Source organism: Aromatoleum sp. (genome assembly GCF_035254505.1).
Lineage (GTDB): Bacteria > Pseudomonadota > Gammaproteobacteria > Burkholderiales > Rhodocyclaceae > Aromatoleum.
The window spans coordinates 58,135-73,317 of record NZ_DATFAO010000078.1 but is presented as its reverse complement, the minus strand read 5'-3'; the positions used below and the strand labels follow the sequence as shown (position 1 = coordinate 73,317).

The 15,183-nt window shown below is 66.4% G+C and carries 11 protein-coding genes; 2 read left to right on the top strand and 9 right to left on the bottom strand.

Annotated features, from left to right (window positions below; all coding sequences use genetic code 11):
• Positions 1–102: 102 nt before the first annotated feature.
• The 7 genes from VJ673_RS15415 to VJ673_RS15385 all read right to left on the bottom strand — a co-directional run bounded on the left by VJ673_RS15415 (position 103) and on the right by VJ673_RS15385 (position 6,282).
• Positions 103–1,584 carry a sensor histidine kinase gene (locus VJ673_RS15415; RefSeq protein ID WP_324127017.1) on the bottom strand — a complete coding sequence of 494 codons (1,482 nt, stop codon included), beginning with the start codon at positions 1,582–1,584 and terminating at the stop codon, positions 103–105.
• On the bottom strand, positions 1,559–2,245 hold the full coding sequence (locus tag VJ673_RS15410) for a response regulator transcription factor (protein ID WP_324127016.1): 687 nt from the start codon (positions 2,243–2,245) through the stop codon (positions 1,559–1,561). Before VJ673_RS15410 ends, VJ673_RS15415 begins: the two co-directional genes overlap by 26 nt.
• 323 nt (positions 2,246–2,568) lie before the next feature.
• Positions 2,569–4,215 carry a chaperonin GroEL gene (groL, locus tag VJ673_RS15405; RefSeq protein WP_324127015.1) on the bottom strand — a complete coding sequence of 549 codons (1,647 nt, stop codon included), beginning with the start codon at positions 4,213–4,215 and terminating at the stop codon, positions 2,569–2,571.
• Positions 4,216–4,259: 44 nt separating this feature from the next.
• Complete coding sequence (groES, locus tag VJ673_RS15400; protein ID WP_324127014.1) at positions 4,260–4,550, bottom strand: co-chaperone GroES; 291 nt, start codon at positions 4,548–4,550, stop codon at positions 4,260–4,262.
• A 163-nt stretch (positions 4,551–4,713) separates the two neighbouring features.
• A complete protein-coding gene (locus VJ673_RS15395) occupies positions 4,714–5,415 on the bottom strand; it encodes a glutathione binding-like protein (protein ID WP_324127013.1) in 702 nt (233 codons plus the stop codon).
• A 52-nt stretch (positions 5,416–5,467) separates the two neighbouring features.
• Complete coding sequence (locus tag VJ673_RS15390) at positions 5,468–5,656, bottom strand: zf-HC2 domain-containing protein (RefSeq protein WP_324127012.1); 189 nt, start codon at positions 5,654–5,656, stop codon at positions 5,468–5,470.
• On the bottom strand, positions 5,653–6,282 hold the full coding sequence (locus VJ673_RS15385; protein ID WP_324127011.1) for an RNA polymerase factor sigma-70: 630 nt from the start codon (positions 6,280–6,282) through the stop codon (positions 5,653–5,655). The genes VJ673_RS15390 and VJ673_RS15385 overlap by 4 nt, the downstream gene beginning before the upstream one ends.
• 94 nt (positions 6,283–6,376) lie before the next feature.
• Here VJ673_RS15385 and VJ673_RS15380 point away from each other — a divergent pair, with 94 nt between their 5' ends.
• Both VJ673_RS15380 and VJ673_RS15375 read left to right on the top strand, forming a co-directional pair.
• Positions 6,377–7,750, top strand: coding sequence for an HD-GYP domain-containing protein (locus tag VJ673_RS15380; protein WP_324127010.1), 1,374 nt, complete (start codon positions 6,377–6,379; stop codon positions 7,748–7,750).
• A complete protein-coding gene (locus VJ673_RS15375) occupies positions 7,747–9,495 on the top strand; it encodes a putative bifunctional diguanylate cyclase/phosphodiesterase (RefSeq protein WP_324127009.1) in 1,749 nt (582 codons plus the stop codon). Before VJ673_RS15380 ends, VJ673_RS15375 begins: the two co-directional genes overlap by 4 nt.
• 16 nt (positions 9,496–9,511) lie before the next feature.
• On the opposite strand, the gene VJ673_RS15370 is transcribed toward VJ673_RS15375, so the two are convergent.
• Positions 9,512–11,278 (bottom strand): autotransporter assembly complex protein TamA, encoded by a 1,767-nt coding sequence (locus tag VJ673_RS15370; RefSeq protein WP_414635664.1) that lies wholly within the window; start codon positions 11,276–11,278, stop codon positions 9,512–9,514.
• 71 nt (positions 11,279–11,349) lie between these two features.
• A complete protein-coding gene (gene putA, locus VJ673_RS15365; RefSeq protein WP_324127007.1) occupies positions 11,350–15,009 on the bottom strand; it encodes a trifunctional transcriptional regulator/proline dehydrogenase/L-glutamate gamma-semialdehyde dehydrogenase in 3,660 nt (1,219 codons plus the stop codon).
• Positions 15,010–15,183: the final 174 nt, after the last annotated feature.

The following is a 15,183-nucleotide window of genomic DNA, read 5'->3' as shown; positions in this document are numbered from 1 at the left end:
CCGGGAATTTCCCGGTTGTCGCAACCTTAATCCGGGAGACTTACGGCGCCCTTACGAACGCCAAATGACCCCATAAATAGATTTTTCAGTTAACTAGAGGAGTCAACCGAGGGGGAAGTCACCGTAGACAGGCACCGGCGGCGGCTGGACGCCGCGCGGAAAGACAACCTGCACGAGCGTGCCCTGGCCGCGCGGGTTGGCGTTCAGGGTCACCGTCGCGCGGTGGAGTTCGGCGATCTCGCGCACGATGGGCAGCCCGAGGCCGGAGCCATCCTCGCCGCTGCCGAGGACGCGATAGAAGCGTTCAAACACGCGCTCCCGATCGGCTTCCGGGATGCCGATGCCGGTATCTTCGACCTCGAAAATCGGCGCGCCGGCATGTCGCGCTCGCGCCGTCACGCTGCCGCCCTGCGGGGTGTACTTGATCGCGTTGTCGATGACGTTCTTGACCATCTCCCGCAACAGCACAGGGTTGCCCTCGACGAACAGCGGCTCGGCGCCCCCTTCGACGCCGAGGTCGATACTTTTCGCCTGTGCGCGCGGAAAGAGCTCCAGCGCGACGTCGCGCACGACCACCCGCAGATCGACCTGCTCAACAGCGTACAGCTTCTCGAAGCTCGCTTCGGCGCGCGCGAGCGACAAGAGCTGGTTGATCAAGTGCCCGGCGCGCTCGGTGCTCTTCGCGATGTGCGACAGCGAATTGCGCAAGGCCTCCGGGTCGGTCTCGAGCAGCGCGAGCTCGGTCTGCATGCGCAGGCCGGTCAGAGGCGTGCGCATCTGGTGGGCTGCGTCGGCAATGAAGCGCTGCTGGGCGTGCAGATTTTCCTCGAGGCGCGCCATCATGTCGTTGAAGGAGACGATCAGCGGCCGCACCTCCTCGGGAACGCTCGCCGGCTCGATCGGGGACAGGTCGGTCGGCCGTCGCCGGCGAATCAGGCTCTGCAGGCGGTTGAGCGGCGCAATGCCGCGCGTCAAACCGACCCAGACGAGCACCACGGCCAGCGGGATGATCGCGAACTGCGGCAGCAGTACGCCGGTGACGACGCGCGACGCGAGGTCGCTGCGCTTGTTGCGGGTCTCCGCGACCTGCACCAGCACCAGGGGGCTCGCAGGCTCGGGCCACGGACGCAGGAACTGGTAGGCGACCCGCACCTCTTCCCCCGCAATCACGTCGTCGCGGTAGCTCACATCTTCCGGCAGCACGGTGGCAGGGGGCGACGTCCAGCCGATTTCGCGATCCCCGGTGATCAGCTCGCCGCTTTCGTTCGCGACCTGATAGTAGACGACGTCGTCCTGGTCGGCGCGGAACATCGCGCGCGGCGGAGCCGGGAAGTGCACCGCGACCTTGCCGTCCTCGAGCGTGACGAGCCGCGCGAGCGCCCGTACGCTCTCCGCGAGCGCGCGGTCGTAGGGCTGATTCGCGATGCTGTCGGCGACGTTGTGGGTGACGATGATCGAGATCGGCCACAGGAAGAGCAGCGGCGCGAGCATCCAGTCGAGGATCTCGCCGAACAGGGAGTTCGGCTGCCCCACCACCCGGGTGGCGGTCGTCGCGCGTTCAGCCCTTCGCCGCCTGGGCAGCATCCACGGTTTCCAGGCAGTAACCGAGACCGCGCACGGTCACGATACGCACGCCGCTGTCTTCGAGCTTCTTGCGCAGGCGATGGACATAGACCTCGATCGCGTTGCTCGACACCTCTTCGCCCCAGCCGCACAAGTGGTCGACGAGCTGATCCTTGCTGACAAGGCGGCCCACCCGCAGGATGAACACTTCCAGCAGGCCGACCTCGCGGGCGGAAAACTCGACCACTTGGCCCCCGATCTTGACGACGCGGTCGGCCTGGTCGTAGGACAGGCTGCCGACCTCGATGCAGCGCGCCTGACCCGTGCCGCGCCGCGTCAGCGCGCGCACGCGTGCCTCCAGCTCAGGCAGTGCGAAGGGCTTCGTGAGATAGTCGTCGGCGCCGGCGTCAAGACCGCGCACGCGATCGTCGACACCGTCCTGGGCGGTGAGGATCAGCACCGGCATCGCGGACTTGCGCGCGCGCAGGCGCTTCAGGACTTCGATCCCGGGCAGCTTCGGCAAGCCGAGGTCAAGAATCAGCAGGTCGTAAGGCTGCGACACCAATGCGGTGTCCGCATCGGCGCCTGTCGCCACGTGATCGACCGCGAAGCCGCTTCGTCGCAGCGCGCGGACCAGACCGTCAGCAATGACGGGGTCATCTTCAGCCAAAAGGATCCGCATTGGAATCAGGATGTAAGTTACGTGTAAGCGGGCACGCCTAGATTCACACCCGCTGTTCTCCTTTTACCGGTCAAGAGACGGAGCCCGCCGCCAGCGCGCTCCGCCCCCGGAGCATCCGGCAAGCTAGTCGGATGCTCCGGACCGTCTTTTCGCATATCTGACCGATTATCACACGCTTCCCTGCATGTTGCGCGCATTGCATTGCCCGCGCCGATGCATTTCGCACGTCCTGAGAGCGCCCAAAAGCAAACGGCCCCGCCGAAGCGGGGCCGTCCGTGCCGGGCGCGAACGCCCGGACGATGATCGCAAGGATCAGCAGGGCATTACATGCCCATGTCCATACCACCCATGCCGCCCATGCCACCGGGCATGCCGCCCATCGCGGGCTTGTCTTCCTGCAGCTCGCCGACCATGCAGTCGGTGGTGAGCATCAGGCCGGCCACGGAAGCGGCGTTCTGCAGCGCGGTACGCTCGACCTTGGTCGGGTCCAGCACGCCCATCTCGACCATGTCGCCGTACTCGCCGGTGGCGGCGTTGTAGCCGAAGTTACCCGAACCTTCGTTGACCTTGTTGACGACCACGGAGGGCTCGTCACCGGCGTTGGCGACGATCTCGCGCAGGGGCTGCTCCATCGCGCGCAGCACGATCTTGATGCCGGCGTCCTGGTCGTGGTTGTCGCCCTTCAGGCTGCCCAGGTTGGCGCGGGCACGCAGCAGCGCGACGCCGCCGCCGGGGACGATGCCTTCTTCAACGGCAGCGCGGGTGGCATGCAGCGCGTCTTCCACGCGGGCCTTCTTTTCCTTCATTTCGACTTCGGTCGCGGCACCGACGCGGATCACGGCAACACCGCCGGCGAGCTTCGCCACGCGCTCTTGCAGCTTTTCACGGTCGTAGTCGGAGGTCGCTTCTTCGATCTGCACGCGGATCTGCTTGACGCGCGCTTCGATGCGCTCGGCTTCGCCGGCACCGTCGATGAGGATCGTGTTTTCCTTGCCGATTTCGATACGCTTGGCTTGACCGAGGTCGGCCAGGGTGGCCTTCTCGAGGGTCAGGCCGACTTCTTCGGCGATGACCTGGCCGCCCGTGAGGATGGCGATGTCTTCGAGCATGGCCTTGCGGCGGTCGCCGAAGCCCGGGGCCTTGACGGCGCAGGTCTTCAGGATGCCACGGATGTTGTTCACGACCAGGGTCGCGAGCGCTTCGCCTTCGACGTCTTCGGCGATGATCAGCAGCGGACGGCCGGCCTTGGCGACTTGCTCGAGCACCGGCAGCAGGTCACGGATGTTCGAGATCTTCTTGTCGAACAGCAGGACGAACGGGTTTTCGAGGATCGCGACCTGCTTGTCCGGGTTGTTGATGAAGTAGGGCGACAGGTAGCCGCGGTCGAACTGCATGCCTTCGACGACGTCGAGTTCGTTGTTCAGGCTCTTGCCGTCTTCAACGGTGATGACGCCTTCCTTGCCGACCTTGTCCATCGCGCGGGCGATGATCTCGCCGATGTCGGCGTCGGAGTTGGCCGAGATCGAACCGACCTGGGCGATTTCCTTGTTGGTCGAGCAGGGCTTCGACAGCTTCTTCAGCTCTTCGATGGTGGCGATGACGGCCTTGTCGATGCCGCGCTTCAGGTCCATCGGGTTCATGCCGGCGGCGACGTACTTCATGCCTTCGCGGACGATCGACTGGGCCAGCACGGTGGCGGTGGTGGTGCCATCACCGGCGATGTCGGAGGTCTTGGATGCGACTTCCTTGACCATCTGCGCGCCCATGTTGGCAAACTTGTCCTTCAGTTCGATTTCCTTGGCAACCGACACGCCGTCCTTGGTGACGGTCGGGGCGCCGAAGGAGCGCTCGAGCACGACGTTGCGGCCCTTCGGGCCCAGGGTCACCTTGACCGCGTCGGCCAGGATGTTGACGCCTTCAACCATACGGGCACGGGCGGAATCGCCGAACTTGACTTCTTTAGCTGCCATTCTTCATTGCTCCTTGAATTCGTTTGTCAGAGGCGAAGGGAGGCTCAGGCCTCGACCACGCCCATGATGTCTTCTTCGCGCATGACGAGCAGTTCCTCGCCTTCGACCTTCACGGCCTGGCCCGAGTACTTGCCGAACAGGACCTTGTCGCCGACCTTGACGGCCATCGGGCGGACCTTGCCGTCGTCGAGGATCTTGCCGTTGCCGACGGCCAGCACTTCGCCCTGATCGGGCTTCTCGCCCGCCGAGTCGGGGATCACGATGCCGCTGGCGGTTTTGCGTTCGGCTTCCAGGCGCTTGACGATCACACGATCATGCAAGGGACGGATCTTCATTGACTCACTCCTTATTGTTTCAACAGTGCGGGAACGGTGCCCGCTGAAAATTCGCGCGGGCCGCGGGATGGGAGATGCCGCGGCCGTTAGCACTCACTGCCAACGAGTGCTAATAATAGGGACGGCCCCAGCCGATTTCAAGTGCGGGCAAACGAGAAAATTTTTATCGCCGAACGCTTTGCGCGGTCTGCCCGAAGAGGAGCTTGCGGCTTTCCTCGGTGAAGGCGGGACGATTGCCGAACGGCTCGGCCTGGGCGTAGGCGCGGACGGTCGCCGGCCTGGACGCGATCGCATCGAACCAGCGGCGCAGATTCGGGAACTCGTCGAGCTCCTGCTGCTGGCGCTTCCAGGGGACGATCCACGGGTAGCAGGCCATGTCGGCGATCGAATACTCCTCCCCGGCGAGGAAGGGATGCTTCTCCAGCCGGCGGTCCATGACGCCGTAGAGACGGTTCGTTTCCTTGACGTAGCGCTCGATCGCGTATGGGATCTTCTCCTGCGCATAGAGGCCGAAGTGGTGGTTCTGCCCGGCCATCGGGCCGAGGCCGCCGACCTGCCAGAAGAGCCATTCGGTGACCGACTTGCGCCCGCGCAGGTCCTGCGGCAGGAATCGGCCGGTCTTTTCGGCCAGGTAGAGAAGAATCGCGCCCGACTCGAACACGGGCACGGGCTCGCCGCCGTCCGGGGGTGAGCGGTCGATGATGGCGGGCATGCGATTGTTCGGCGAAATCGCCAGGAACTCCGGCTTGAACTGGTCGCCTGCGCCGATATCGACAGGCCGGATGCGATATTCGAGCGCGGCCTCTTCGAGGAACATCGTTATCTTGTGGCCATTCGGCGTCGGCCAGTAATAGAGTTCGATCATGTGCGTTCCTGTTTAGGACTCCGGGAGAGTGCCGTTCGGCATCAGGAACGGCTCAGGGTTCCTTGTCCCCGTCGCCCTTCGCGAAGCGATGCATCGCGTCGCTGAGGAAGCGCATCTGCCTGCCGAAGTTGCGGCAGCCGTCGCACCAGAGGATGTGCATCCTGAGCGACAGCCTTTCGCGCAGCGTCAGCGGACGGTCGCGTGACTCGCAGTACAGGCGGGTGACGTCGCGGCATTTCATGCCCGTTCTCCGTCGGCGAACCAGCGCATTTCGAGGCATTCGCGCAACCGCATGCGGGCGCGATAGAGCATCACATTGAGGTTGCTCGTCGTGACGCCGACCGCAGTGCAGATTTCATTCGATTCGAGCTCGATATATTCTCGCATCATGAAGACTCGCGCCTGATTCGGCGGCAGACCATCGAGGCAGGTTTCGAAGACGCGCCAGAATTGCTGCTCGCGCAGCGATTCCTGCGGATTGCCCCAAGCCGCGGGGTGGCTGTCGGTCTGCCAGTAGCCGCGCCGGTCGAAGAGCGCCGAGAAGTCCTCGTCTTCCTCGTCGTCGCCCCGCAGGCTGCCGGCATCGACGACGCGCTCCTTGTGGCGCAGGATGTCGGCGATCTTGTTGCGCAGGATCGCGAAGACCCAGGTCCTGAGGGCCGCGCGCCGACTGAAGGAGGCGGCGTTGCGCAGGGCGCCGACCAGGGCCTCCTGCACGGCGTCCTCGGCGAGGTCGCGATCGGATAGCTGAAGCGTCGCAAAGCGCAACATCTGGCGGCGCAGCGCCTCGACGAAGGCATCGTCATGGAGATCGCCGTTTCCGGCGGCGGGCCCCGACGATTCGGCTGGCAATGCAAGATCGCGCATGCGGCCATCTCCTCTTACGCGGCGGGGGGCAGTTTGCGCCATACTATATAGATAAGCCGAGGATCCGGCACGCGCGGGACGAGAGAGAACGGAGATGGCAGCGAAGGGGGCCAAGCCGCCGGCGACGGCTCGACAGGAACTGGTGGCGGCAGCGGACGCCGCGGTCGGCATGTTCGTCGTCGAACTGGACCGCCCGTGGATCGAGACGCCTTTCCTGCTGCAGGGCTTCCTGATCGAGGACGAAGAGACGCTGGCGAAGCTGCGTTCGCTGTGCCGCTTCGTCTATATCGACCGCACCCGCTCGATCGCAGAGCATTACGCGGAAGCAGGCGCCGAAGATGTTGCCTCCACCGTGGGACGTTCCGCGGCGCGGCGGCCGATCCAGTTCGAGGAGCGTCCGGCCGACGAACAGCAGCCGGGCTTTCTCGAAGTGCTGGCGCTGGTGCGCAAGGGGCGGGTCGATGCCGCTGCGGTGCAGCGCCTCGCGGGCGAGGCACGCGCGGACCGGCCGGAAACGCAGTCCGTCGAACGCGAACTGCTGCGAGCGACGCCGAGCTTCGCGCATGCCGAAAACGTGTTCGACCAGGTTCTGGCCGACGTGCGGGAGAACCGCCGGCCGGACCTCGATGAAGTCGCCGGATGCGTCGACAACATGATGCAGAGCGTCAAGCGCAACCCCGACGCGCTGCTGTGGCTGATCCGCCTAAAACGCTACGACCGCAGCAGCTACCACCACGCGCTGGACGTTACCGTGCACATGATGGTGTTCGCCCGCCACCTCGGCTTTTCCGACGAGGGCACGACGGTAATGGGCGTCGCGGGGATGATGCAGGACATCGGCAAGCTGCGGCTGCCCGAGCGGGTACTGAAGAAGGCCGGCCGGCTGAGCCGGCTGGAGATGGAGATCGCGAAGGCGCATGTCGAATTTTCGACGCGGATCATCGAGGAGTCGGGCAATCGCCTGCCCGGTCTGATCGAGATCGTCAGCCGCCATCATGAGCGCCTGGATGGATCGGGCTACCCGGCGGGGCTGGCAGGCCAAAGGATCGGGCTCAGGGCCGAAATGGCGGGCGTGGTCGACAGCTTCTGCGCGATGACCAGCAAACGCGCCTACGACGAGCCTCTGAGCACGCAGCGCGCGCTCGAATCCTTGATCCGGCAGCGCGACGTCAAGTTTTCGGCGGCCGTCGTCGACGCCTTCATCCAGTGCGTCGGCCTCTATCCGGCCGGCACCCTGGTGGAACTGAACTCCGGCGAGATCGCGGTCGTGATCTCGCAAAACCGCGTGCGTCGACTGCTGCCGCGCGTGCTCGTGCTGCTGGGGCCGGACAAGACCCCGAACCTCCATCCGCCCGTGCTGGACCTGCTGTATGCACCGGCGAGGCCCGACGGCGAGCCTTACCGCGTAGTGCGCGCGCTGCCCAGCGGAGCTTTCGACATCGACCCGACGGAGTTCTACCTATCGTGAACGAGCAGCCCCGGATGCCGCCCAAGAACGCCGCCGAAGTGCTCGCGGCCGTCGGTTTCGGTCCGTGCGACACGTCGGTCCTGCAGGCCTTCGCGAGCGCCGTTCCGGCAGCCTCCTTCGAGGCGGCATTCGCCGCCCGCCTCGACCGGCTGGCGCCTCGTGCGCCCTCGACGATCGAAGCGGTGTTCTTCGGCCTGCTGCTCGAGCGCTATCAATGGGGCAAGGCGGAATGGCTGGAGGCGCTGGCCGAATGTTGGCTGGACTGCCTGCACGCGGGCAGCGCCGATTCCCTTGCCGCAACCGCCGCGACAAGCCTGGTTGACGGCATCCGCGACGCGCTCTCGGGCGAGCACAGTCCCGGCCGCGCGGAATACGACATTCTGAGCTCGGGGTCACGTCTCGCCCAGGCGATCCAGGCGATGCTCGCGGGCAGCGCCTACGAGCAGCTCCATCATCGTCTGCGTGCCGGCGACGGGCTCGATCCCGCGACCGGCCTGCCCTCGCGCACCCGCTTCGTGCAGTTGCTGGAACGCTGGCTGAACCGCTCCGAGGCCCGCCAGCTCGGACTCCTGCTGCTGCACGCGGAATGGGAGCCGAGTGGGCAGCACCTGCTCAGTGCACAGCGCGATCGCGTCCGGCGCCTGCTGAGCGACGCGATGCGCAGCGTGCTGCGCCCGCAGGATGTGTTGTGCTCGACGGCCGACCAGGAGTGGGCGCTGATCATGCCCGATCTGCGCAGCGTCGCCCAAGTCCAGCTTGCGGCGCGGCGGTTGGTCGACATTTGCGAGCGCTCGCCGGAACACAACTTCCCGCATCTACGCGGCGCCATTCACGTCGGCGCCGCGCTGGCGCCCGAAGATGGCGACAGCGCGGGCGCGATCGAGCGCGCGGCGCGGGCTGCGCTTCATCGCGCGGTGCGGGCGGACCTGCCGGTCGTGTGCTTCGATCCGGAAATGATCGCGGCGATGGAGCACGAATTCGATCTGGAGCGTGAAATCGCGGGCAGCATGGGAAAGCCGCCGTTCAAAGTCTGGCTGCAGCCACAGGTGGACCTCGCGACCGGGCGCTGCGCCGGGGCCGAAGCGCTGCTGCGCTGGCGGCGCGACAACGGCGAATGGGTGTCGCCGCCGGACATCATCGATATCGCGGGCCGCCTGGGGCTGATGCCGGAACTGACACGCTGGGTGATGGCGCAGGTCGTGCGGATCATCGCCGACCTCGACGCCGCGGGCATCGACATTTCGGTTTCGTTGAACCTCGTCGCTCAGGATCTGCATGAGGAAGACCTCCCCGAGCGTGTCGCCCACGCGCTGGCCGCCTGGCAGGTGTCGCCGAAACGGCTGGTACTGGAGATCACGGAAGGCGCGCTGATCGGCGATCGGCAGCGTGCCGCGCATATCATGGAGCGCCTGCGCACGCTCGGATGCAGCATCTCGCTCGATGATTTCGGCACGGGGTTCTCGTCCTTCGCCTACATGCGCGACCTGCCCGTCAGCGAGCTCAAGATCGACCAGCTTTTCATCTGTGACATGCTCGAGTCGCCGCGTGACCACGCGATCGTCACGACCGTGCGAGCGCTGGCGAGCGGCCTCGGGATGAAGGTCGTGGCGGAAGGCGTCGAGGACCAGGCGACCGCCGACGAGCTGAAACGGATCGGCTGCAACCTCGGCCAGGGCTTCCTGTGGTCCCGTGCGATGCCGCTGGAGGAATTCATCCCTTGGGTCCGCGAACGGCAAGGGCTATAGCGGCTCGCAGCACGTATCAGAACGCGATCGCGACGCCGAAATGCAGCCGCACGCGGCGCTCCTGCTGCCCGTACGCGACATCGAGCGCGATCGGGCCGGCAGGACTCTTCCAGCGCGCGCCGATCCCGTAACCGACCTTCAAAGCAAAGCTCTTCCGGTCGTCGGCCGCATCGCCGGCGTCGATGAAGGTCGCGCCGCCCCACTGCGGCCCGAACCAGTGGACGTATTCGGCGCTCGCCACGCCAAGATAGCGCCCGCCGACGATTGCATCGCCCTCCTTGACGCCCAGGCTCTGGAACGCATAGCCGCGCACCGTTTGCGTACCACCGGTCCGGAAGAGGAAGTCCTGCGGCACGCCGTCGCGCTCCTCCGCGAGCGTGATCCCGCCTTCGGCCCTCAGGATCAAGACGTTGTTGGGCGACACGGTGCGGTAGAACACCTGGCGGCCATAGAAGCGCAGGAAGTCGCGATCCGACAGCAGTAGCCGCGTGCCGCCGCCGACCTGGAACTGCAGGACATTCCCCTGGCGCGGATCGAGCACGTCGTCGACGTGGCGGCGTGTCCATGTCCAGTTCAACGTCGTCGCGATGCGCCGCGACGCTTCGGCGGCTGCCGGCTGACGCATCTCCTGCTGCACCCGCAGGGCCAGGCGCGTCTCGATGTTGCCGTGGGTATTGGTGCGCGCGACGCCGACCGCCTGGGTTTCCACGGTCAGCCCCTCGATGTCGCTGCGCTCGAGGGCCCCACCGACGCTGAAGCGACGCCCGTCGGGATCGGGCGGCAGGAACACGTCGGCGTACAGCGATTGGCGCAACTGCTCGAGCCGCAGCCCGCTGGAAAGCTCCCACGCGCGGTGGAAGAGATTGACGTCGCGCCAGCTGACCTCGCCGCGCAGGCCGTGGTTCGTCGAATAGCCGGCACCGAAACTGAGCTGGCGGGACCGCGCCTCGGACACGTTGACCCGCACCGGCGCGGCCGCAGCAAACGCCGGATCGCGTTCGACATCGACGATCACCGAGGCGAACTGCGGCACGTTCTGCAGAGCGGTCTGCAGTGCGAGCAGCTTGTCCTGGTCGAAGGGCTGCCCCTGGTGCAGCGAGCTGTAACTCTCGACGAGTCCCGCAGGCAGATGCTTCAAGCCGGTGACTTCGAGCGGCCCGAGGAAGAAGCGCGGACCGGAATCGACGACGACCGACAGCCGCACCGAATTGTTTTGCGGGTCGACTTCGGCACGGCTATCCGCGAGATGCGCCGCTGCAAAATCGCGGGCGCCGACGCCTTCGAGCAGGCGGCGCTTGGCCTCGTCCCATGACTGCTGACGGAACACCTGCCCCACCGGCAAGGACCAGCCCCCGCGAAGCACCTTGCGGCGCTCGGCAAACTCGGGACCGTCGTCGTTGATCGCGCCTTCGAATGCGACCTCGACCGCGGTCACGCGGGAAGCCGGTCCGGTTTCCACCGACACGCGCCACAGCTTGTCGTCGTCGCGATCGACTTTCACCTGCGGCGAGAAATAGCCCTCTGTCGCGAGCAGATCGGCGGCTTCGCGACGGGTGCGGCTTGCCAGCGCGACCCGGTCGACCTCGACGGGCGGCAGCGTCGCGCCCTGCGGGCTGAGGACGTAGAGATGCTGCTGCAGCAGCGGCCGGACCGAGTCGGGCGCGGACAGCTCGACGCGTAGCGCCTCCTCGGCGCCCGCCATCGCCGGCCGAAAAAGCGCCACCGCGGCGATCAGCCACAGAAGCGCGACAACCGGTCTCAAGCACGCATGCATACGCCGCATTGTAGCGGGCGCGCACTCGACCGGCTGCCTTCCGGTTACGCTCCGTTACCCTCGTTCGGGCCCGGCAGTGCTCAGTTGCCCATCGCCATCAGGCTGGCATTGCCCCCGGCGGCCGCGGTGTTGATGCTCACCGTGCGCTCGGCGACCAGGCGTCCCATGTCGTAGTCGGGCTGCGGCCGCACCAGCGGCAGGATCGGACCCTCGCGGCGCGCGAGACGCACGCGCCACACGTCGGCCTGGTCGTCGTCGCCGTCGAAGAGCAGCGCGCCGAACTCACCATCGAACCATTTCGCATCGATGCGGACCAGCGATGCGAGCTCCGCCGGCAGCGCCGCAACGAGCTTGACCGTCACCGCACCGTCACCGAGGAGGACGCGGTTGCCGCTCGCGAACGCCGTCAACAACTGCTGGAAGTAACCGGCCATCGATCCCGCCACCGCGGCCACCGTCCCGCGCGGCTTGAAGCTGAGGCTGTTGTCCTCCCCGGTCGGACCGGGCAGCCCCAGACGGACGCCCGCCAGGCGATGCGTCCGGCAGGCTTCGGCACGCGCGCGCAGCGCCGCGACATCATCGCCTTCGACGAGCGCACGCCCCGGGCCGTCGATCCATGCAACGAAGCGCTCGAACGCGTCGGGGGCGCCGCCGGTGGCGAATTCTGCACCGGGGCTGCGACGCAGCAGGCGATGCAGGTACAGCGGGCCGCCCGCCTTCGGGCCCGTCCCGGAACGCCCTTCGCCGCCGAAAGGCTGCACCCCGACGACCGCGCCGATGATGTTGCGGTTCACGTAGATGTTGCCGACATGGGCACGCTCGACGATGGCATTGATCGTCTCGTCGATGCGCGAATGGATGCCGAGCGTCAGGCCATAACCGCTCGCATTGATCTGGTCGACAACCTTCATCAGATCCTTCGCACGGTAGCGCAGCACGTGCACCACCGGCCCGAAGACCTCCCGTTCGAGTTGCGCGAGCGAATCGATCTCGATCAGGGTCGGCGGGATGAAGGTCCCGCCCTTGCAATCCGCCGAAAGCGGCAACTGCACCACTCTCACGCCGCGCTGACGCATCGAGTCGATGTGGCGCGCGAGTCCGGCCTGCGCCTCGGCGTCGATTACCGGGCCAATGTCCTTGCGCACGTCGGCGGTGTTGCCAAGCGAGAGCTCGTTCGTCGCGCCCTTGATCATCTGGACCACGTGATCCGCGATGTCTTGCTGCAGGCACAGCACGCGCAGCGCGGAACAACGCTGGCCGGCCGAATCGAAGCCGGATGCGAGCACGTCGCCGACGACCTGCTCGGGCAGCGCCGTCGAATCGACGATCAGTGCGTTCTGGCCGCCGGTCTCCGCGATCAGCGGGATGTCGCCGCCGCGCTCGGCGAGCTTGCGGTTGATGATCATCGCGACTTCGGTCGAACCCGTGAACATCACGCCGCGCACGCGCGCGTCCGCGACCAGTGCCGCGCCGACGACCTCGCCGCGGCCCGGCAGCAATTGCACGACTGCGTCAGGCACGCCCGCCTCGCGGAAGAGCCGTACGGCCCAGGCTGCGATCAGCGGGGTTTGCTCGGCCGGCTTCGCGAGCACCGGGTTGCCGGCGACTACCGCCGCCGCAACTTGGCCCGTGAAGATCGCCAGAGGGAAGTTCCACGGGCTGATGCACAGCACCGGGCCCAGCGGGACGTGCTGCGCATTGTCGAGACCGCGCGCCTGTTCCGCGTAGTAACGGCAGAAATCGACTGCCTCGCGCAATTCGGCAATCGCGTTCGCCCACGACTTGCCCGCTTCGCGCACCGCCAGCGCGATCAGCGCCAGGCCGTCACGCTCCATCAGGTCGGCGACGCGGTCCAGACACTCGGCGCGTTGCACCGGCGAGCGCAGTGCCCACGCATGGGCCGCTGCATCGGCCGCGGCGACGGCGGTCTCCACCTCGGGCAGCCCGGCCTCGACGACTTCGCCGACGAGCTCGTCCAGATTCGCCGGATTGCGCACCGGCTGCGCCGCTCCTGCGGCGACCACCCCGCCAGCCAACATCGGCGCTGCCACGTGCCTCACCGCGGCGCTATCCTCCAAGGCCACGGTGATCGCCTCGCGCACGGTCTCGTTCGACAGGTCGTAACCCTTCGAATTGCGCCGTCCTGCACCGTACAGGTCCTTCGGCAGCGGGATGCGCGGATGCGGCGAACCGGCGAGCGAGTCAGCAAGCTCGACCGGATCCTGGATCAGCTCCTCGACCGGCACATTCTCGTCGACGATCAGATTCACGAAGCTCGTGTTCGCACCGTTCTCGAGCAGGCGTCGCACGAGGTAGGCGAGCAGCGTCTCGTGGCTGCCGACCGGTGCGTAGATACGGACCATGCGGCGCAGCGCGGGGTCACCGACGATCTGGTCGTACAGCGGCTCACCCATGCCGTGCAGGCACTGGAACTCGTAGTCGCCCGCATGATAGTTCCCTTCGGCCATGTGCATGATCGAAGCCATCGAATGGGCGTTGTGCGTCGCGAACTGCGGATAAATCACGTCGCGCGCCGCGAGCAGCTTCTTCGCGCAAGCGAGATAGGACACGTCCGTGTAGACCTTGCGCGAATACACGGGATAGCCCTCCAGCCCGTCGATCTGTGCGCGCTTGATCTCGGCATCCCAGTAGGCGCCCTTCACGAGGCGCACCATCAGGCGGCGCTTGTTCTTGCGCGCGAGATCCACGATCCAGTCGAGCACGAAAGGCGCGCGCTTCTGGTACGCCTGCACGACGAAGCCGATGCCGTCCCAACCGGCGAGATCCTCGTCCTCGACCAAGGCTTCGAGCAGATCAAGCGAGATGTCCAGCCGGTCGGCCTCCTCGGCGTCGATGTTCAGCCCGATGTCGTAGCCGCGCGCGAGTTGGCACAGCGCCTTCAGCTGCGGCAGCAGCTCGGCCATCACGCGCTCGCGCTGCGCCCAGTTGTAGCGCGGGTGCAGCGCGGAGAGTTTGACCGAAATCCCGTTGCCGTCGACCACGCCGCGCTTCGCCGAGCCGTTGCCGATCGCGTGGATCGCGTTCTCGTAGTCGTCGTAATAGCGCTGCGCGTCGGCTGCGGTCATCGCCGCTTCGCCCAGCATGTCGAAGGAGTAGCGATAGCCACGCCCCTCGCGCTCGCGACCGCGCTCCAGCGCCTCCTCGATCGTGCGCCCGGTCACGAACTGCTCGCCCAGCATGCGCATCGCGAGATCCATGCCCTTGCGGATCAGCGGCTCGCCGCCACGCGTCACGAGCTTCGTCAGCGCACTCGTCAGCCCCTCCTCGCTACGTGTCGCGACCAGCTTGCCGGTGATCAGCAGACCCCAGGTCGCCGCGTTCACGAAGAGCGACGGGCTTTGCCCGAGGTGCGAGCCCCAGTCCCCGCCCGCCAGCTTGTCACGGATCAACCGGTCGGCCGTCGCCTTGTCGGGCACGCGCAGCAGCGCCTCCGCCAGACACATCAGCGCGACACCTTCCTGGCTCGACAGCGAGAACTCCTTCATCAGCGCATCGACACCGCTCGAACGCGCCCGCTTGCCGCGCAGACCGACGACGAGCTGACGCGCGAGATCGTGCACGCGGCGCTGCTGGGGCGCGTCGGCACGAGCCGCTTCGATTAGCGGCGGAACACACTCGGGTTCGGGCGCGCGATAAGCGTCGGTGATGCGCTGGCGCAGCTCGGAACGCGGCGCTGCGGGAAGGGCTGCGAGGGCAGACGGATTCGAGTGGATTGTCATGAGCGAAAGACTCCGCAAGGTTCGCCGGCAGGGTCTCCACCTGCCAGATCGGGTACGGCGGAACCGCCCGCCGAAAGCCTGATTCTTCACCCAAAATCGTAGTTTATGGCTCCGAAATTCGCCTCCAATAAGACATAATTCCGGTCAAACGCCGCCTCTACAGTCATTTTTCCT